Source organism: Changchengzhania lutea (assembly GCF_006974145.1).
GTDB lineage: Bacteria > Bacteroidota > Bacteroidia > Flavobacteriales > Flavobacteriaceae > Changchengzhania > Changchengzhania lutea.
In genome coordinates this window covers 2554093-2574299 of the sequence record NZ_CP039456.1, presented here as the reverse complement: position 1 = coordinate 2574299, position 20207 = coordinate 2554093, and the positions used below count along the sequence as shown (strand labels likewise).

Sequence of the window (20207 nt, the reverse complement as noted above, 5' to 3'; positions counted from 1 at the left end):
GTACCCTTACGGGCGACGAGGATAGAAACGGCGCATAGGCTGTGCATTAATTGAAAAACTAACTGAATTTTGAAACGCTATGAGAAAAATATTGAACACTGGGATAAAATTAAAATGACGTACTGAGTTTGCAATTCTTTTAAATTAGAAGCGACGGCGATTGCGCGTGGGCAAACCGGGTATTGCAAAACGTATTTTAATTTCTTGAAGTTTCATATAGTAAAACTATAAATTTATTTTAATTATCAATCGCTTGATTATGAATTTTTTATAAAAATTATCATATTTTATTTTTTAAAGCACTTTTTTTTAGAATTCCGCATAAGATTCTAGTATATCTACAAAAAAAGAACTCCAGATTAAGAGTTCTTTTAAATATTCAATTGTAGAATCGGTTTAAAATTTTTTGATTGAAGCGAAAAATAGCTAATTTTTATTTATTTTAAAGGCTTTTTTGCACTTCATAGCAGGGCTATGAAGTAACAAAAAGGCGAAAAAGGGTGAGAAGGAGCATTTTGTAGCCAATTGAAAAAAGCTTAAACCGATTCTACAATAAAATTATTCCACAATAAATACACCTTTCATCAAGGCATAATGCCCTGGGAAACTGCATAAAAATTCATACTCGCCTGTGGCAGGCGCATCAAATTCTATCACTGTTGTTTCACCACCACCAATTAACTTGGTATACGCAATAACATCTTCCGTATCGATAGGTATATAAGCATTATTAGCAAAAGCCGCTGCTTTATTTCCAAAAGCATTTAAGTCTACCCCTTGCTTTAATAAAACAAAATTATGACCCATGACTTGTTTGTCCATCTTCCCAATGTGCTTCAAAGTTAGTGTCACTTTTTGTCCTGCTTTTACAACAATTTCTTTCTTATTGAATTGCATAGCATCGTTGGATGTTAAAACAATAGCATTCGGGTTGCTTTCTGCTTTTTCTGAAGTTTCGGTTTTTTTCTCATAGGAGAATCCTTCTTTCTTGTCTTCCTTCTTACCACCACAAGCCGTGATAAGAATAGCTATTAATAGAATCGATAGTTGCTTTGGTAATGTCATTTTTAAATGATTTTTCATTTTTAATTTAAAGAATATAATCTGTACTGATAAAATTGGACGTTTTCTTTTCAAGCAACGCTGTTAAAATTGCATTATTGTATGCATTGTCTTTTGACGCCACAAAAGTTCGTATTGAAAATGAACGCAAGGCATCATGAACACTCAAGGTGCTTACAGCAGAATCTTTTCTGCCAGTAAAAGGGTAAACGTCTGGACCACGCTGGCAGGAGCTGTTTAAATTTACACGGCACACCAAATTTACCAAGGTATCGATTAAGGGAGATAGGGTATGAATGTTTTTTCCGAACAGACTCACTTGTTGCCCATAATTAGATTCTGCCATATCATCTAAAGGCTCTTCAATATCTGAAAAAGAAACGACTGGAACCACGGGACCAAACTGTTCTTCTTTAAACACCCGCATATCTTTGCTAACTGGATACAAAACGGCAGGAAATATAAAGTTCTCTGTGGTTTCACCACCTTTCTCATTTAAAATTTTAGCGCCTTTTTCAATAGCATCGTCAATTAATTCCTGAATATAAGCTGGCTTATTTTCTTCTGGGAGCGGGGTTAGTTTAGCACCAAGTTCCCACGGATTTGCAAATTTCAAGGCATCGACCCGTTTTGAAAAACGCGTATTAAATTCATCGACTATAGATTCGTGAACATACAACACTTTCAAGGCTGTGCAACGTTGTCCATTAAATGAAAGACTTCCTGCAATGCATTCATCTACCGTTAGATCTAAATCGGCATCTGGTAAAACAATGGCAGGATTTTTTGCTTCCAGACCTAAAACCAATCGCAATCTGTTTTTTTTTGAGTGCTGTTCTTGTAAAGCATTGGCAGATTTACTGTTGCCAATCAATGCCAATACATCAATTTTTCCTGATTTCATTATTGGTGCTGCCAATACGCGGCCACGGCCATAAATAATATTCACCACCCCTTTTGGAAAACTATTCTGAAAGGCTTCCAATAACGGTGAAAGCAATAATACACCCAATTTAGCAGGTTTGAAAATTACGGGATTTCCCATAATCAACGCAGGAATGAGTAGTGTGAATGTTTCATTAAGCGGATAATTATAAGGCCCTAAACAGAGTACAACGCCCAATGGTCCTCTACGAATATGCGCATACACGCCATCATTCTTTTCAAATTTAGCGGAATCACGATCTATTTGTTTATAGGCTTCAATGGTATCATAAATATAATCTACGGTCCTATCAAATTCCTTTTCTGAATCTGGCAGATTTTTGCCAATTTCCCACATTAACAGTTTAACAACCTCCTCGCGCTTGGTCTTCATTTGTGCCACAAATTTTTCCATGCAAGCAATCCTGCTTTCCACCTTCATCGTTGGCCATAAGCCTTGTCCTTTATCATAGGCGAGGCATGCGGAATTGAGTGCGTCTAGAGCTTCCTTTTCTGTTAACTCTGGAATAGTGCCCAGTAAAGTTGGTTTATAGTTTTCTGTTGAAGAAATTGTGGAATACACCTCTGTTGTTTTACCTTCCCAGTCTCTCAATTCTCCAGATACTAAATAGTTTTTCTGATGCAATAGGGTTTCGATTTGAAACTGCTGAGGGATTTTTGAAAATGTAGATTTCATAAGTTATATATCGTGTTAATAGCTAAAGTAATGTCATTTAAAATAATCACGCTGACAACGTATTCTGTATAAAAATAAGAAAGCCATGTTAAAAACAGGGCTTTCTGGATTTAAGTTTGGCCTCTTGTTAAACTAACACAGAAGATTCTGAAGGCACATCTGTTTTTATAACTTTCATGGCTGTCATGGCAGTTCTTAAAACTTTTCCAACGGCTTCGATTTCGTGTGCTCTAATAACATCATTAGCCTCAATAAGTTCTTTATTATCTACCGCGTTTGAATCTGAAAATGATTTACCAATAACTTCCGTGTGGATCTTTTTCATAAAATCTTCTAATAACGGTTTACAAGCATGATCGAATAAGTAGCAACCATATTCGGCCGTATCAGAAATAACACGATTCATTTCATATAATTTCTTTCTCGCAATGGTATTCGCGATTAAAGGCAACTCATGTAGCGATTCATAATAAGCCGATTCTTCAATAATACCAGAGCTCACCATAGTTTCAAAGGCTAATTCCACCCCTGAACGCACAAAAGCGACCATTAAAACGCCGTGATCAAAATATTCCTGCTCAGAAATATGCTCACTGGTTAATGGTGTTTTTTCAAAATTGGTTTGACCCGTAGCTTCGCGCCATTTTAGTAAGTTCACATCATCATTTGCCCAATCTTCCATCATGGTTTTAGAGAAATGTCCTGAGATAATATCGTCCATATGTTTTTCAAACAAGGGTCTCATGATGTTTTTTAATTCTTCAGACAATTCGTAAGCCTTAATTTTTGATGGATTGGATAAACGATCCATCATGGTTGTAATACCGCCATGTTTTAAGGCCTCTGTAATGGTTTCCCATCCGTATTGAATCAATTTAGCCGCATAGGTAGGTTCAATTCCTTCTTCAACCATTTTGTCAAAACACAAAATAGATCCGGTTTGAAGCACCCCACATAAAATGGTTTGCTCACCCATTAAATCACTTTTAACCTCAGCAACAAAAGATGATTCCAAAACCCCTGCCCTATCTCCTCCAGTAGCGACAGCATAAGCTTTTGCTTGTTGCCAACCTTTTCCTTCTGGATCATTTTCTGGATGCACCGCAATTAATGTAGGCACTCCAAAACCACGTTTATATTCTTCTCTAACTTCTGATCCAGGACATTTGGGTGCCACCATAATCACGGTTAAATCTTTACGGACTTGCATGCCTTCTTCAACGATATTGAATCCGTGGGAGTATGATAAGGTCGCGCCTTGTTTCATTAAGGGCATCACGGCATTCACCACACTAGTATGTTGTTTATCAGGTGTTAAATTTAAAACCAGATCTGCCGATGGAATTAACTCCTCATAGGTTCCAACGGTAAAACCATTATCGCTTGCATTTTTAAATGAAGCTCTTTTTTCAGATATGGCAGCATCACGCAAGGCATACGAAATATCCAATCCGGAATCTCTCATATTCAATCCCTGGTTCAATCCTTGTGCGCCACATCCAACAATAACGACTTTCTTGTCTTTTAAAGCAGCTACACCATCCTCAAATTCTGACGATTCCATAAATCGGCACTTTGATAATTGATCTAATTTTTCTCTTAGCGATAGTGTATTAAAATAATTTTTCATTGTATTTGGTTTATTGATTAAATGCTTGAAGCATTTTTGATATTTTCATTTCTTCTTTAGTCACCGCAATACGACCCGAGCGCGTAAATTGCATAATCCCAAAGACGCTGAGTTCCCGGTGTAACAAATCAATTTCTTCCTTTCTACCGGACTTCTCGAGCACAAAAAATTCCTTATTGACCGTAACTATACGGGCGTTACTTTCTTTTATTATATTTTGAATTTGACGCTCTTCGAATAATAGATCCGACTTTATTTTAAACAAACAAGATTCCTGATAGATAGTATCTTCATCACGATGATAATAGGCTTTAATCACTTCGATTTGCTTATCAATCTGACCGATGATTTTTTTTATTTGATCTTCTGTAACCCGAACAACAATAGTGAAACGAGACACGCCATCTATTTCTGAGGCCGATGTGTTTAAGCTCTCGACATTAATATGTCTGCGCTGAAAAATTGCAGATATACGATTAAGTAATCCAATATTATTTTCGGTATAAACGCTTACTGTGTATAATTCTTCTTCCATAATTAACTTAGTCTAATATCTGAAACGGATGCCCCAGATGGAATCATTGGAAACACATTTGCTTCTTTCTCAACACGAACCTCTAAAAAGTAAGGACCATCACTGTCTATCATTTCTTTAACGGCAGCTTTCAGGTCTTTTCTTTTGGTGACTTTCTGCGCGTCAATAAAATAGCCTTTTGCAATGGCTACAAAATCTGGATTCGTCATTTCTGTGGAGGCATAGCGTTTATCAAAAAACAACTGTTGCCACTGACGTACCATACCTAAAAACTCATTGTTCAATACCACAATCTTTACAGGTACTTTTTGTTGAAAAATAGTGCCCAATTCTTGAATAGTCATTTGATAACCACCATCCCCAATAATGGCTACCACCTCTCGATCTGGTGCTGCCATTTTTGCGCCGATAGCCGCAGGAAGTGCAAACCCCATCGTTCCTAATCCGCCAGAAGTGATATTGCTCTTCGTTTTATTGAATTTGGCATATCGGCATGCAATCATTTGATGTTGCCCAACATCACTAACAATAGCAGCATTTCCGTTGGTTTGGATATTAATTTCTTTCAGTACCTCTCCCATGGTCAAACCTTCTTTTGTTGGGTGAAGATCATCCTTTATGACTTTTTCAAATTCTATGGCGTATAAATCCTTAAACTTATTGTGCCACTCTGGATATGTTTTTTCTTGTAAAAGGGGCAATAATTCCTGTAGACTGGTTTTTGCATTTCCTAAAACCGCCACATCTGTTTTTACATTCTTATCCACTTCAGCAGGGTCTATTTCGAAATGAATAACCTTTGCTTGTTTTGCATAAGTATCTAAATTTCCTGTGACACGGTCATCAAAACGCATTCCTATAGCAATTAACACATCACATTCATTCGTGAGCATATTGGGTGCATAATTTCCGTGCATCCCTACCATGCCAATATTCAAAGGATGCGATGTTGGTATTGCAGAGGCACCAAGAATGGTCCATGCTGCGGGTATACCTCCTTTTTCTATGACCGCTTTTAATTCAGCTTCAGCTTGACCTAATATAATGCCTTGCCCCCAGACAATCATAGGTTTTTTTGCAGCATTAATTAATTTGGCCGCTTCTAAAACCGCTGCGCTATCGATTTTTGGAACAGGATTATAACTTCTTACCCCTGTACATTTTTCATATTTAAAGTCGAATTCCTCGAACTGGGCATCTTTTGTTATATCCACTAAAACCGGACCAGGACGCCCGCTCTTTGCAATGTAAAAAGCCTTTGCCAGCACCTCCGGAATTTCAGAAGCTTTAGTCACTTGATGGTTCCATTTGGTTACTGGTGTAGAAATACCAATAATATCCGTTTCTTGAAAAGCATCACTACCTAATAGGTGTGAGGCTACTTGACCAGTGATACATACCATAGGTGTAGAATCTATCTGCGCATCTGCTAATCCTGTCACCAAATTGGTGGCTCCAGGGCCAGAAGTTGCCATAGCCACGCCAACCTTTCCGGAAATACGTGCGTAGCCTTGAGCGGCGTGCGTTGCACCTTGTTCGTGACGTGTTAAAACATGATGAATTTCATTTCGATATTTAAATAGCTCATCATAAACAGGCATTATAGCGCCTCCTGGATATCCGTAAAGAATATCTACACCTTCCGCTAAAAGGCATTTAATAACAGCTTCGCTACCTGAAATACAATCGGTTTTATCAATGGTAGTCTGTGTTTTATTTTCTGTTTGTGTATTCATAGTTCTCAAATTCAATTCATGAGATTCCTTCCCGATAGCTATCGGGATTGGCAGGAATGACAATACATATATTAAAATTCATCTGTAACACATCCTTTGGAGGCTGATGATACGGTTTTTGCATATTTGTAAAGGACACCCCGATCAAATTTTAATTTTGGCGCCTTCCAACCTGCTCTGCGTTTTTGCAATTCTTCCTCTGAAACTTCCAAGGAAATACTATTCGTTTCAGCATCAATCGTAATCATGTCACCATCTTTAACAAAGGCAATGGTGCCACCTTCTTGAGCTTCTGGTGTGATGTGACCCACTACAAAACCGTGTGTACCACCTGAAAAACGACCATCTGTAATTAATGCCACATCCTTCCCTAATCCAGCGCCCATAATAGCTGCTGTTGGCTTTAACATTTCTGGCATCCCAGGTCCACCTTTTGGACCTTCGTAACGAATAACAACCACATCTCCCTTTTCTACCAGACCATCTCTAATCCCATCGTTAGCGGCATATTCGCCTTCAAATACTTTGGCTTTTCCAATAAAGCTTAAGCCTTCCTTTCCTGTAATTTTTGCAACACTGCCTTCTGTTGCTAGGTTTCCATAAAGCATACGTAAATGTCCAGAAATTTTTATAGGCTTTTCAATTGGTTTTATAACATCCTGCCCTTCGGATAAATCGCCCACATCCAATAAGTTTTCAGCTAAGGTTTTTCCGGTAACGGTTAAACAGTCGCCATGCAATAACCCTTTTTTCAGTAGATATTTTAAAACAGCTGGAATGCCTCCAACGGCATGCACATCTTCCATTAAATATTTACCGCTCGGTTTTAAATCGGCCAAAAAAGGTGTGTTATCACTTATATTTTGAAAATCTTTAAGCGTAAAGTCAATTTGGGCCGCTCGTGCAATCGCTAAAAAATGAAGTACGGCATTGGTAGAGCCTCCTAAAATAGTAATTAAGCGTATGGCATTTTCTAATGACTCACGAGTAATAATATCTGAGGGTTTAATATCTCTTTCAAGAAGCACACGCATGGCCTCCCCAGCTTTTATAGATTCTGCTTTCTTAGCATCACTCAATGCTGGATTAGACGAATTAAATGGCAGTGCCATTCCCAAAGCTTCAATAGCAGAGGCCATAGTATTTGCTGTATACATGCCACCGCAAGCACCTGCGCCAGGACATGCCTTTTGTACAATACTTTTAAATTCAGTTTCTGACATGGTGCCTGCCACTTTACTTCCCCAAGCTTCAAAAGCAGAGACCACATCTAATTTTTTGCCCTCATGACATCCAGAATCTATAGTACCGCCATAAACCAAAATTGAAGGTCTATTCAAACGAATCATGGCCATTAAAGCACCTGGCATATTTTTATCACAACCAACCACCGTGATAAGGCCGTCATAACTCATCGCTTGAACAACAGTTTCCATAGAATCTGCTATAATATCGCGTGATGGTAATGAGTAACGCATTCCTGGAGTTCCCATAGAAATGCCATCGCTCACACCAATGGTATTGAATATAAGACCTACAATATCTTCATTTTTCGTTCCTTTTTTAACCAGTTTTGCCAAATCATTTAAATGCATATTACAAGGATTTCCCTCATAACCCGTACTGGCAATACCTATAAAAGGTTTATAAAAATCTTCATCCGTCAGTCCAATAGCGTGCAGCATGGCTTGTGCTGCCGGTTGCGTTGGATCTTGAGTTACTGTTTTACTGTATTTATTGAGTTCCTTCATTTATATTGCGGATCGTTTTTGCTTTAATCATTATCGCCATAAGTTTTCAAAAATAATAGTTTCTATTCGCTTAGATTACGGCGTAATCAGTATAGGTTTCGAAATTAATTGATTCGCATTTTATTAGATGAAACTGTTCTTGGCATGAGTTAAATTCAGTGTATTGAAAAACAACATAAAATACTGAATATCAATTATATAAATTATATTTTATATGATGCCCAAAATTGAAAAAATATTGACTGAAATATTGTTCTATACTATAATTACCAAAAAACTGACGGAACAATTACTAATTCCTTTTATTTTTTTACATTTGCAGACAATTAACAGAGGAAAGATTTGACTGATTGCAACCTCTTTTATACTAAACCTAATTTAGTATAAAATAAAAATGCTAAAGGCAGTGTAAACTTCCTTGGACGTACTCGTCAAATCCTCAAATAAAATATATTTATGGCCTATTTATTCACTTCGGAAAGTGTTTCTGAAGGACACCCAGATAAGGTAGCAGATCAAATTAGCGATGCTTTAATTGATAACTTTTTAGCGTTTGACACAGATTCTAAAGTCGCTTGTGAAACTTTAGTTACTACGGGACAAGTGGTGCTTGCTGGCGAAGTAAAGTCTACAACCTATTTAGACGTACAAAAAATAGCAAGAGAAACGATTAATAAAATCGGTTATACCAAAAGCGAATATATGTTTGATGGTAATTCATGTGGTGTGTTTTCGGCTATTCATGAACAGTCAGACGATATTAACCGTGGCGTGGACAGAGCGAGCAAGGAGCAACAGGGCGCTGGTGATCAAGGGATGATGTTTGGTTATGCCACCAAAGAAACCGAAAATTATATGCCTTTGGCTTTAGATTTATCGCATCGCATTTTAAAAGAACTTGCCGACTTACGCAGAGAAAATAAAGACATAGACTATTTAAGACCCGATTCTAAAAGTCAGGTAACGATTGAATATAGCGACGACAATGTGCCACAACGCATTGATGCCATAGTTGTCTCAACACAGCACGATGATTTTGATGAAGACGAAGCGATGCTCGCCAAAATCAGGAAAGATATTGTAGACATATTAATACCCCGTGTTGTCGCAAAATTACCAGAAGCCATTCAAGTGTTATTTAACGATGATATTACCTATCACATCAACCCAACAGGTAAATTTGTAATAGGTGGCCCTCATGGCGATACCGGATTAACAGGTCGTAAAATTATTGTAGATACTTATGGTGGAAAAGGTGCCCACGGTGGTGGCGCATTTTCTGGTAAAGATCCCAGTAAGGTAGATAGAAGTGCCGCTTATGCCACGAGACATATAGCCAAAAACCTAGTTGCTGCCGGGGTAGCCGATGAAATTCTAGTACAAGTAAGCTACGCCATTGGTGTGGTTGAACCTATGGGTATTTTTGTGGATACTTATGGCACCTGTGCCTTTAATTTAACCGACGGTGAAATCGCTGAAAAAGTGTCTGCCATTTTCGATATGCGCCCGTTCGCCATTGAGGAACGCTTAAAATTACGTTCTCCCATGTATAGCGAAACGGCTGCTTATGGGCATATGGGACGTGAAAACGAAACTGTCACTAAAACATTTTCACAACCTAACGGCGAATCAGTCACCTTAGATGTTGAATTGTTCACTTGGGAAAAACTGGATTATGTGGATAAAGTAAAAGAAGCCTTTGGGTTATAATCCTTAATTTTTATAAAATTTTGAAGCCTTGTAATTTAGTTTATGAGGCTTTTTTATTGAAATTATTTACTTGAATTTGTGAGAGAAATTTGCTAATTTCGTTTGCTTGTGCTGAACTTGTTTCAGTAACGGCGGATATAAAATATTGAAACGATTTCATATTCTGAAGGCATTATCTTTAATTGTTCGGAAAAACGAAATTTACATCTGACTAATAATACTGGAATGATTAAATTAATCTTGAGAATTATTCCCTTATCGCTTTTATCAGATTCTCAACTTTTTCTATTCTTGGAATAATTTCCTTTCTAACCCTTCTCTTATTCAAAAAATAAATAAAGGCTCCAAACACAACAATTCCCATAAAAATTAATATTAATAGCTGTTTAGGCACATCACTTATTCCTATTACGAAAAGCATGACACCTGTTAAACTTGGTAAAATATACCAATAAAGAGAAGTATCCAAAAGTCTTTTTTGGACTGTAATGTACTCTTTTGTCCTGTTTAAATATTCTACATAATTCTCATTCAAATCACTTGGCTTAAATTTTTTAACGCTTAGTATCCGAATTAGTAAATAAATTAACCAAACTACTATTAATGCTGCGGCAATTTTTGATAAAACATAAGGCACCGTAAAAACGATAAAAAGAAATAGTGGAATCGCTATTATTGCACCAACAACCTCGGATATTTCTACATATTTCCACCATTTATGGAGACGTCCTAAACTAGACTCCAACTCTATCATCAACTTTGATTTTTCAAATTTTAAACGCTCCTGATTGCTGGCCGATTGCCAAATTTTAATTAATTCATCTTCTATCATGATATTTCATTTATACAGTTCAACAACTTTGATTTTATACGCTTGACCTTTACCGCAACATTATTTTCAGTCAAGCCAAGAACACTTGAAATTTCTTTATAGGCGAACTCCTCCAAATAAAGAGCAATTATTGCCTTATCACCTTCATTCAATTCTTTTAAGCACTTTCTTAGGCTTTTTAACTTTTCATCTTGCTCTTCACTCTTTTCTTCTGTAAAATTGGTTATTGTAATACTATCCAATCTTATGAACCGACTTTGATTTTTAGTATGTTTAGATTTGAAACGAAGACAAACATTAAGGGCAACCCTGAACATCCATGTACCTATAGATGATTTAGCTTTAAAGGTGTCCATTGAGCGCCAAATATGAATTAACACCTCTTGAAAAAGGTCTTTGGTATCTTCGTCATCTTTAGAATAAATCGAACAAATTCTAAGTAGTTTTCCCTTATTTTCTTCTAGAGCACTAAGAAATATTGTTTCACGTTCTTTTCTCATTGTTAAAGCTTATCTCTACTATTTTAGTTACCAGAATTTCAAAAATATGACAGTTTATTGCTATAATTTTTTTATTAGCAATAATAAAGGACTATTTACTAAGACGCAACTGTTGCGTCGGACTTATCACTCGAACGGATTTTCAGCTAGTTTACGCAGGTGGACTTCACTCAAACTTACCTCTTGCCCAGGGCTATATTCGGGCGAAGAAAAAAGGAAAACGAAATCGGAACGTGCTTACTCGGCCATATCGTTACAGAAGATAACAAAACCTATAAACAATACAGGCTTCGGGCTTAATCGAAAGGTTTGCGTATATTTATGAGGATCTCAAAATCTGTTGGATTTTGCGTTGAATAAAACAAAAAAAAATAAAAATCAGTTTTTGCTATGTGCGTGTCGGAAAATAATCTCCCGTTTACTTCGGTACTGTTCATAGCTAAACCGTTAAACGAACTTTTTAAAATTCAACACTAAAAAGTATGAATGAATAACCCCGCAGCAAGCTGACGAGGTATCAAGCGGAAAAAAAATTTTTAGATTGATGAAAACCTAAGGTTTTCAAACTTTCCACTTTTACCCCGAAGCAAGCTGCGAGGAATTCTTTAGATTAAACATCCTAGTTCCCAATTAATGAAAATAAGAAATATTGTAGCACTTTAAGCATTAAACTTAGTATTCAATTCTTCAACAATCATTGCAATTTTTTTGTTTTTAGCACTTTTTTCCAGGGCCACGGCTGGAACTTGTCTCACCTCACAATCTGTTATCGCACACCGTTCGCAAGTTACACCAACCTGCTGTGTTTTAATTTTAGAATCATTTATAAAATTGATTTTTCGTTGGAGTTGCTTATTGATAAGTAGACCAATACTTATGCTTCTATACTGATTTTTTTTAAAAGGATCTCTCGTGGCTGATGACAAAACCAAATAGTTCATATCCTCATCTTGATAATCTGAAATTTGCACGTCAAACACATGGTCCTTTTTACTTTTACTAATGTCTTTGAGCACGTTTAATGATACCCATCGCCGGCAATAATGCTCGTTCGTTTCATTGGCATGAGGCGCGTGATGATGCGATAAATGAAGTTCTTTTTTTAGGTAATATTTGTCACTTTTAGCTTGATGCGTAAATCTTAAAAAAAATAAATTCTGAATATTAAATTCTTTAGGTAAAATATTAGTTAAGCGCTGATAAAAGGATTCTGGTGATGTATTAAAAGAGTAAATAGTCTTGGTAAATAAAGTGGAATCAAATGTTTTCTTTTGAAAAATCTCAGTCATTTGTGACGTGATTTTTGCTTTTGAAATAATTAGAGCGCCTGCAAAATAGGACGCGTAAAAGTTATTAAGCACTTGGTCGAAAGTGTCAAATTTAATCCACGGAAAGGTGTTTAGCCGTTCCTTGTACTCCAAAAAATTATAAGCCAGTTCTTTAGCATAAATAAACGTGCGTTGCGCTTGGTCTATCCCGTGAGTTAGCAACAACGTTTTTGTTTTGGGAACAAAAACAGAACGTAAATTATCTAAATCATCATATTTACTTAGCTCGTTCTCTTCAATAGTATAACCGTATTCTTCCATTAAAATCTCTTCCAAATCTTTTGAAGTAATACTTTGGTTCAAATCAATTTGGTAAGCTTTAGCAAATTTCAATACGTTTTGCTCTAAATCTTCAAAATAATTATTATTTGCCTGTTGAAATGACCTTACCGAAGCCAGATAAAAACTCTCTCGACTAAAACTATAATGTTGTGCAATTTCAATGATGGTACTGATAAAGGCCGTCACTTTAACAGGCGCATTAGCAACAATATCTATCAAAGTACTTTCTTTAATCCCAAACAGCTCCAAAGGAATTTCCTTTAATATCTTAGACCGCAATAAATCGCCAATAGGTGCTAAATTCTTATCCAATTTTAACGACACCATTTGATCGTAAGGCACATCTAATTTTTCTGAAAGGGCTGCAATTTTATCTGGTTTCGGATATTTTTTTCCATTTTCAATTTCGTTTAAATAGGATTTTGATAATCCCGAAAGTTTAGATAATCCAAATAAGGATAAATTCCTGTCAGTCCTTATCTGCTTTAGCTTCAATCCAAATATAAGTTTAATATAATCTTCTTCCATATAGGCAAATATAAGCATTTTTGCGAACTTCTATATTTTGCGAAAAATAATATTTAGCGAACGTTCGCTTGTTTTTTAAAGATCTATTTTAATCATTGTCCTATAATTTTACAGTACTATGGAACACACACTTTTAAAACAACAGAAAATTACCTTCTCTAAAGAGGTTAATAATTATTACCCGGAAATTCTAACTGAGGCCGCCTTGACCTTCATTACGGCACTCCACGAAAAATTCAATACAGAAAGAGCTGCACTATTAAAAAGACGCATCAATCAGCAACAGGTTTTTGACGCTGGTAAATTTCCTGAATTCCCAAAAGAAACCAAATCCATTAGAGAGGGCGATTGGACAGCTGGAAACATACCCCAGGATTTGCAGGACAGACGTGTAGAAATCACCGGGCCAGTGGATAGAAAAATGGTGATTAATGCCTTAAATTCTGGAACCAAAACGTTTATGGCAGATTTTGAAGACAGTAATGCGCCAACCTGGAGCAATACCATGGAAGGTCAATATAATTTGATAGACGCCAATAAAAGAACCCTTTCTTATTATGACATAAAAAAAGAGAAGTCCTATAAACTCAATACCGAATTGGCCGTGTTGTTAGTACGACCAAGAGGGTTACATTTAAACGAAAGACATATTCTAATTAATGGTGAAGCGGTCTCTGGTGCATTGGTGGATTTTGGTCTGTATGTTTTTCACAATACCAAGACCATGATGCGGAACAATACGGCGCCCTATTTTTACTTACCAAAATTAGAGCATTATTTAGAAGCCCGTTGGTGGAATGATGTATTTACATTTGCTCAAGACTACTTGAAAATACCTCAAGGCACCTTTAAGGCAACGGTTTTGGTAGAGACCATTACGGCCAGTTTTCAATTGGATGAAATTATCTACGAACTAAAAGACCATATTGTTGGTTTAAACTGTGGCCGCTGGGATTATATCTTTTCATACATCAAAAAATTCAGAAACCATCCCAACTTTGTGGTGCCCAATCGCGATCAGGTGACCATGACCACACCTTTTATGGATGCCTATTCTAAATTGGTCATTCAGCGTTGCCACAAAAGAGGCATTCTTGCTATTGGCGGGATGGCTGCGCAAATTCCAATTAAAAATAATGAAACAGCTAATGCTTTGGCTTTAGAAAAAGTAAGAAAAGATAAAGAGCGTGAAGTTAAAAATGGTCACGATGGCACATGGGTAGCACACCCTGATTTAGTTGAAGTTGCCCTGAATGAATTTAACAAACACATGCCAACTCCCAATCAGTTACACGTTACACGTGACGATGTACAAATAAGCTCAGCAGATTTGGTCGAAATCCCAAAAGGAACGGTTACGGAAGCAGGGATTAGAAAGAACATCAATGTCGGGATTTTATATATAGAATCTTGGTTAAGAGGTCACGGTGCTGTAGCACTTTATAATTTAATGGAAGACGCAGCTACTGCCGAAATCTCTAGAACCCAAGTTTGGCAATGGCTAAAAAATGAAGTCAAGTTAGAGGATGGGCGAACATTCAATATTGAGCTCTACATGGACATTTTTGATGATGAAGTAGAAAAAATAATTACAGAAATTGGAGAGGATAAAATAAAAGACACCAAATTCAAATTGGCCTTCAGCATTTTCGACAACTTAGTAATCTCAGAAAATTTTGAAGAATTTTTAACCCTTCCGGCCTATCAATATATCTAAAAAAACAATCCTGCGATTGCGGCAACAATCAACAGGATCTAATTATTAATAATAAATAACCTATAACAAAATTATGAAAAATCAAGCGAAAACACGAACATTAATTACAAATTGGGCGATAAATAATACGTTCCAATACCATGAGCCTAAAGGTAGCACTGGGCTGAATTCTAATCACATCTTTTTAATTGAACCATTAAACGCTTAAGTTATGACAAATTATAATTCAGCTATAGAAACGATACGTAACTTAAAGGCTAAACACGGAAACAATTGGACAGCTATAAGTCCAGAGAACGCAGCACGTATCGCTATGCAAAACCGATTTAAAACAGGATTGGATATTGCCAAATACACCGCATCAATCATGCGCAACGACATGGCCGAATATGATGCTAATCCTTTAAATTACACACAATCCTTAGGTTGCTGGCATGGTTTTGTAGCGCAACAAAAAATGATTGCCGTTAAAAAGCATCATGGCACTACAAACAAAACATACTTATACCTTTCTGGATGGATGGTGGCCGCATTGCGATCAGAACTCGGGCCATTACCTGATCAATCCATGCATGAAAAAACAGCAGTACCTAAGCTAATAGAAGAAATCTATACCTTCTTGTGTCAAGCTGATGCCGTGGAACTCAATGACCTTTTTCGGCGCTTGGACAAAGGCGAAAATGTACAATCTGAAATTGATAATTTTGAAACCCATGTGGTACCCATTATCGCCGATATCGATGCCGGTTTTGGCAACGAAGAAGCGACCTACCTATTAGCAAAGAAAATGATCGAAGCTGGTGCCTGTGCACTTCAAATCGAAAATCAAGTATCAGATGCGAAGCAATGTGGACACCAAGACGGTAAGGTCACCGTACCCCATGAAGATTTTATCGCCAAGTTAAATGCCTTGCGCTATGCCTTTATAGAACTTGGTGTAGAAGAAGGTATTATTGTAGCCCGAACCGATTCAGAAGGCGCCGGCTTAACCCAAAAACTACCCGTATCTCTTGAAGAAGGGGATTTGGCATCGCAGTATATGGATTTCGTGGAGGCAGAGGAAGTGTCTATGGGAGACATCAAAGAGAATGATGTACTCTTTAAGCGCAATGGCAAACTAGTGCGTCCGTCACGCATGCCTAACGGACTCTATAAATTTAAAGCAAACTCCAATATAGACCGGGTCGTTTTAGACTGTATAACCAGTTTACAAAACGGCGCAGATTTACTTTGGATTGAGACCCCAACACCGCATGTTGGTCAAATTGCGCATATGGTAAACCGGGTAAAAGCGCAGGTTCCAAATGCCAAATTGGTGTATAACAATTCGCCGTCTTTTAATTGGACCATCAACTTCCGCCAACAGGCATACGATGCCATGAAAGCAAACGGTGAAGATGTTTCGGCCTATAATCGCGTTGAACTTATGGATGTTAAATACGATGGTACAGCACTGTCAAACCGTGCCGATGATATGATTCGAACCTTCCAAAAAGATGCCGCTCTGCACGCTGGGGTGTTCCATCACTTAATCACATTGCCAACATACCACACCACAGCATTGCATATGAACAATCTGGTTGAAGGCTATTTTGGCGATATGGGTATGTTAGCTTATGTAGACGCTGTGCAGCGCCAGGAAATACGTAAAGGTGTGTCCTGTGTCAAGCATCAACGGATGGCGGGTTCTGATATTGGTGATGATCATAAAACTTTTTTCGCCGGTGACAAAGCCTTAAAGGCAGGAGGCGAAAAGAATACGAGCAATCAGTTTGAGGTTAAAAAATCGATTGAAAAACGAAAACTTGTTTTAGCTAAATAACCACTTATGCAATAAATGTTAAGAGGCAGTCTGAAAAGACCGTCATTGCGATCCCGAGTATTCGGGAGAAGCAATCCGTTAAATTTAAGTTGCTGATTAACAGATTACTTCGAAATTAAAATTTCTCGTAATGACGAATAAAAATGACTTTTTAGACAGCCTCTTTTTAATTTAAGTTCTTGTTACCAACTTTCTTAACCCATATTAAATATATTTTTACAACAGCAGACCTCTGGGATGAGCATCACGAGCTACTCATCTGTGCCGATTCCATTTTTTGTTCTTTTGGAGCTAAGAAGCGTTTTTCAGGCCCCATTAAAACCCTAAAGTTATTTGAAGACAATTACAAGCATTAGAATCTAACGGACAGGAAAAAGTGCTCGTTATTGACGGTGGCGGCTCGTTACGTTGTACCTTAGTAGGAGACCTATTAGCTGCATTAGCCATACAAAACAACTAGGGCGGGTATAATTATTAATGGTTGTATTCGCGATAGCCAAATTATTGAAACTATGACCATAGGGATACGAGCATTAAACACCTCTCCTGTTAAAAGTATCAAACGTAATATAGGCGTCACTGATATTCCTGTTAAATTTGGAGGCATCACCTTTGTTCCAGATAATTATGTTTATGTGGATGCAGATGGTATGCTTTTGAGTAAACAGAAACTGTTATAAGAATCATTTTACTTGAGTTTGCGAGGAGAATTTGCTAGTTTCGTTTAACGGTTAATATAAAGCATTGAAATGGTTTTATGTCCTGTGGGCATTCTCTACAAGCGGAAAGCCACCGCTAAAACAGCACATTTATTTTTGCCAATCACACCAGCCAACGCTGAAAAAATAAAAGAGCTGTTTCTGCCTTTGCACTTGAGCAACTTTATCTACATAAGAATGTGAACAAAAAAACGGATAAAAAAGACAAGTAGAACATATCTTTTTTAACTTGTGGAGTTGAATTTAAAAAGGAATGATAAAAGAAAGAATTGACATAAAAAAGATTGACGGACAGCTATTTGAAATAAAACTGGTTGAGCCAGAGAACTCTAAACCAGCTTCTTTTACCCATTATTTGCACAATCACACAAATGGAGTTTCGCAATTCTACAAAAAAGATGCACTTGCATTTGTAAAGGAAATACTTGTGAAAGAATACCCAATGAACGAAATAACGAACAAAGTCGCAGAAGAGGCTTTGCAATATTTAATTTTCGACTTAAATAAAACAGTTCCTTTTCCCGCACCTGAAAAACCAAAATTCAAATTCATTGACCTTTTTGCTGGAATTGGTGGATTTAGAATGGCATTTCAAAATCTCGAAGGAAAATGTGTATTTACTAGCGAATGGGATAAATATTCAAAACAAACTTACAAAGCCAACTTTGGAGAAATACCATTTGGTGACATCACAAAAGAAAAGACTAAAAGCTATATTCCAAACAATTTCGATGTACTTTGTGCTGGTTTTCCGTGCCAAGCTTTTTTTATTGCCGAAAAGACGTGGTGGATTTGAAAATACTCGCGGAACATTATTTTTTGATGTTGCAGAGATTATAAAAAAGAAACAGCCAAAAGCTATCTTTTTGGAAAATGTAAAAGGTTTACGAAATCACGATAAAGGAAAAACATTAGCCACAATCTTGAATGTATTAAGAGAAGATTTAAACTACTATGTTCCAGAACCACAAATTTTAAATGCAAAAGAATTCGGAGTTCCTCAAAATCGTGAACGGATTTTCATAGTTGTATTTCTTAAAGATTTGGGCGTTACCCTAAAGGGTCGGGCTATCCGTTGCAAGTCCTCGCTCGTGCCTCGCTGTGGGCTTTTCACTTCTATCCCTAACGCAGCTTGAGAATGGCAAAAAATAATTGGTCAAGAGAAGAAACTATAGTAGCTTTTAATGTGTATTGTAAAATACCATTTAAGAATAGCAGTAAAACACACCCAACAGTAATAGAATATGCAAACATTATTAGACGTTCGCCTTCTGCTTTAAATATGAAAATCGGAAACTTGGGAAGATTAGACCCAGAATTGAAAAAGAGAGGTGTTACAGGTTTGGTAAACGGAAGTAAATTAGAAGAAATTATTTGGGACGAATTTCATGGGAATTGATATTCAAAGCAAACTTACAACAGAAGATTTTCCTGAAGGAAAAGATAAAATGAGAATGATAAAAACAAGAGTTAACCAAACATTTTTTAGAAGTTCTGTTCTTTCGGAATATAATTTAAGTTGCTGTATAACTGGTCTTAAGATACCAGAATTATTAATCGCAAGTCATATAATTCCTTGGAAAGAGAATAAAGAAAGAAAGTACTGTTCAAAATCAATGATAAAACCGTATGACAGTTGTTTTAAATAAATGTCACTGGACTTTGTTTTAGCTTTTAGGAATCGTTTTAAGTAACGCTCCGTGGTAAAATAGTTCTTCAATGTTCCAAACTTTAGGACGGTTTTCATATTGGCGTTATGGTAGTCCACCAAATCCAATAAGCTCTTTTGGTGTTCGTCCTCCCCTAAATATCTGGCTTTGATGGCTTGGGCGGTTATCAGCTTAAATTCAGACAATAATTGTTTATGACAAGCCAACAAGTCAGCATATACTTGGTCTAGGTAGGCATTCAAGGCTGGGGCATTTGGGGTTCTTGGTTTGGCCCTTTTGGTTTGGGGGGCCCAAGAGGTAACCGATTGGTAACGTTTTAAACTGATTTCTGCACGTTTTCCGTTGACCGTTATACGGGCATAAACGGGTGCAATACCGTTCTTTTTTTTGGATGTGTTCAACCAAAAATGGATGCTAAAAGTCTTTGAAGTTCGCATGTACTCTCGCTTTAGATGAATATTCGATTTGTTTACGAAAGTCAAATCGTGCGAAAGTCAATTGTTACTGGATTACCAATGTAGTGAAAAATTCGGTAACTTTTTAGGTAACCTACCAATTGATATTAAAGCTAATCTTTTGATGTCAAAAATTATGAAAATCGTTGATTATCATAAGATTAGCTATTTTTTTGTATCGTTTGATACCCTAAAAGTCGGGGTGGCAGGATGACACCTAGCCCACGTAATATCTTATATACCAATCATTTATAAAATACAAAAACAAACTGTTATCCGATTTGTTGACGGTGTTATAAATGAACTTAA

At 36.8% G+C, this 20207-nt stretch carries 19 protein-coding genes; 9 read left to right on the top strand and 10 right to left on the bottom strand.

What is annotated here, in order from left to right; genetic code table 11:
• Positions 1-558: 558 nt before the first annotated feature.
• From azu to ilvD, 6 genes are all read right to left on the bottom strand, one after another.
• Positions 559-1083, bottom strand: coding sequence for an azurin (azu, locus tag FAF07_RS11595; protein ID WP_142785254.1), 525 nt, complete (start codon positions 1081-1083; stop codon positions 559-561).
• 7 nt (positions 1084-1090) lie between these two features.
• Positions 1091-2683, bottom strand: coding sequence for an NADP-dependent glyceraldehyde-3-phosphate dehydrogenase (locus tag FAF07_RS11590; RefSeq protein WP_142785253.1), 1593 nt, complete (start codon positions 2681-2683; stop codon positions 1091-1093).
• 127 nt (positions 2684-2810) lie between these two features.
• Positions 2811-4313 (bottom strand): ketol-acid reductoisomerase, encoded by a 1503-nt coding sequence (gene ilvC, locus FAF07_RS11585; RefSeq protein WP_142785252.1) that lies wholly within the window; start codon positions 4311-4313, stop codon positions 2811-2813.
• 10 nt (positions 4314-4323) lie between these two features.
• On the bottom strand, positions 4324-4848 hold the full coding sequence (gene ilvN, locus FAF07_RS11580; RefSeq protein ID WP_142785251.1) for an acetolactate synthase small subunit: 525 nt from the start codon (positions 4846-4848) through the stop codon (positions 4324-4326).
• Positions 4849-4850: 2 nt separating this feature from the next.
• Positions 4851-6584, bottom strand: coding sequence for a biosynthetic-type acetolactate synthase large subunit (gene ilvB, locus FAF07_RS11575; protein WP_142785250.1), 1734 nt, complete (start codon positions 6582-6584; stop codon positions 4851-4853).
• Positions 6585-6655: 71 nt separating this feature from the next.
• Positions 6656-8335 carry a dihydroxy-acid dehydratase gene (gene ilvD / locus FAF07_RS11570; RefSeq protein ID WP_142785249.1) on the bottom strand — a complete coding sequence of 560 codons (1680 nt, stop codon included), beginning with the start codon at positions 8333-8335 and terminating at the stop codon, positions 6656-6658.
• Positions 8336-8791: 456 nt separating this feature from the next.
• On the opposite strand from ilvD, the gene metK reads away from it, so the two are divergent.
• Positions 8792-10045: a methionine adenosyltransferase gene (gene metK / locus FAF07_RS11565; RefSeq protein WP_142785248.1), complete on the top strand. Its 1254-nt coding sequence runs from the start codon at positions 8792-8794 to the stop codon at positions 10043-10045.
• Between the two features lie 247 nt (positions 10046-10292).
• Here the strand turns inward: metK and FAF07_RS11560 are convergent, their stop codons facing one another.
• The 3 genes from FAF07_RS11560 to FAF07_RS11550 all read right to left on the bottom strand — a co-directional run bounded on the left by FAF07_RS11560 (position 10293) and on the right by FAF07_RS11550 (position 13515).
• Positions 10293-10877 carry a hypothetical protein gene (locus FAF07_RS11560; RefSeq protein ID WP_142785247.1) on the bottom strand — a complete coding sequence of 195 codons (585 nt, stop codon included), beginning with the start codon at positions 10875-10877 and terminating at the stop codon, positions 10293-10295.
• Positions 10874-11377 (bottom strand): RNA polymerase sigma factor, encoded by a 504-nt coding sequence (locus FAF07_RS11555; RefSeq protein ID WP_142785246.1) that lies wholly within the window; start codon positions 11375-11377, stop codon positions 10874-10876. Before FAF07_RS11555 ends, FAF07_RS11560 begins: the two co-directional genes overlap by 4 nt.
• Before the next feature lie 659 nt (positions 11378-12036).
• Positions 12037-13515: a helix-turn-helix domain-containing protein gene (locus FAF07_RS11550; RefSeq protein ID WP_142786607.1), complete on the bottom strand. Its 1479-nt coding sequence runs from the start codon at positions 13513-13515 to the stop codon at positions 12037-12039.
• 118 nt (positions 13516-13633) lie between these two features.
• Here FAF07_RS11550 and aceB point away from each other — a divergent pair, with 118 nt between their 5' ends.
• The 8 genes from aceB to FAF07_RS19090 all read left to right on the top strand — a co-directional run bounded on the left by aceB (position 13634) and on the right by FAF07_RS19090 (position 19422).
• Positions 13634-15232, top strand: coding sequence for a malate synthase A (gene aceB / locus FAF07_RS11545; RefSeq protein ID WP_142785245.1), 1599 nt, complete (start codon positions 13634-13636; stop codon positions 15230-15232).
• Positions 15233-15443: 211 nt separating this feature from the next.
• Positions 15444-17054: an isocitrate lyase gene (locus FAF07_RS11540; RefSeq protein ID WP_142785244.1), complete on the top strand. Its 1611-nt coding sequence runs from the start codon at positions 15444-15446 to the stop codon at positions 17052-17054.
• Between the two features lie 376 nt (positions 17055-17430).
• Positions 17431-17514: a hypothetical protein gene (locus tag FAF07_RS19095; RefSeq protein ID WP_221930787.1), complete on the top strand. Its 84-nt coding sequence runs from the start codon at positions 17431-17433 to the stop codon at positions 17512-17514.
• A gap of 52 nt (positions 17515-17566) precedes the next feature.
• The gene (locus tag FAF07_RS18990) at positions 17567-17734 is read left to right on the top strand and encodes an RraA family protein (RefSeq protein ID WP_262710929.1); all 168 of its coding nucleotides are present in this window, start codon (positions 17567-17569) and stop codon (positions 17732-17734) included.
• Between the two features lie 292 nt (positions 17735-18026).
• On the top strand, positions 18027-18569 hold the full coding sequence (locus FAF07_RS18985; protein WP_262710927.1) for a DNA cytosine methyltransferase: 543 nt from the start codon (positions 18027-18029) through the stop codon (positions 18567-18569).
• Entirely contained in the window at positions 18544-18909 is a 366-nt protein-coding gene (locus FAF07_RS18880; RefSeq protein ID WP_262710926.1) for a DNA cytosine methyltransferase, read from the top strand. The genes FAF07_RS18985 and FAF07_RS18880 overlap by 26 nt, the downstream gene beginning before the upstream one ends.
• A 2-nt stretch (positions 18910-18911) precedes the next feature.
• Positions 18912-19172 carry a hypothetical protein gene (locus tag FAF07_RS18570; RefSeq protein WP_185956429.1) on the top strand — a complete coding sequence of 87 codons (261 nt, stop codon included), beginning with the start codon at positions 18912-18914 and terminating at the stop codon, positions 19170-19172.
• The gene (locus tag FAF07_RS19090; RefSeq protein ID WP_394344956.1) at positions 19162-19422 is read left to right on the top strand and encodes an HNH endonuclease; all 261 of its coding nucleotides are present in this window, start codon (positions 19162-19164) and stop codon (positions 19420-19422) included. Before FAF07_RS18570 ends, FAF07_RS19090 begins: the two co-directional genes overlap by 11 nt.
• Here the strand turns inward: FAF07_RS19090 and FAF07_RS11520 are convergent.
• Positions 19338-19880 carry a phage integrase SAM-like domain-containing protein gene (locus FAF07_RS11520; protein ID WP_142785243.1) on the bottom strand — a complete coding sequence of 181 codons (543 nt, stop codon included), beginning with the start codon at positions 19878-19880 and terminating at the stop codon, positions 19338-19340. The genes FAF07_RS19090 and FAF07_RS11520 overlap by 85 nt on opposite strands.
• Positions 19881-20207 lie beyond the last annotated feature (327 nt).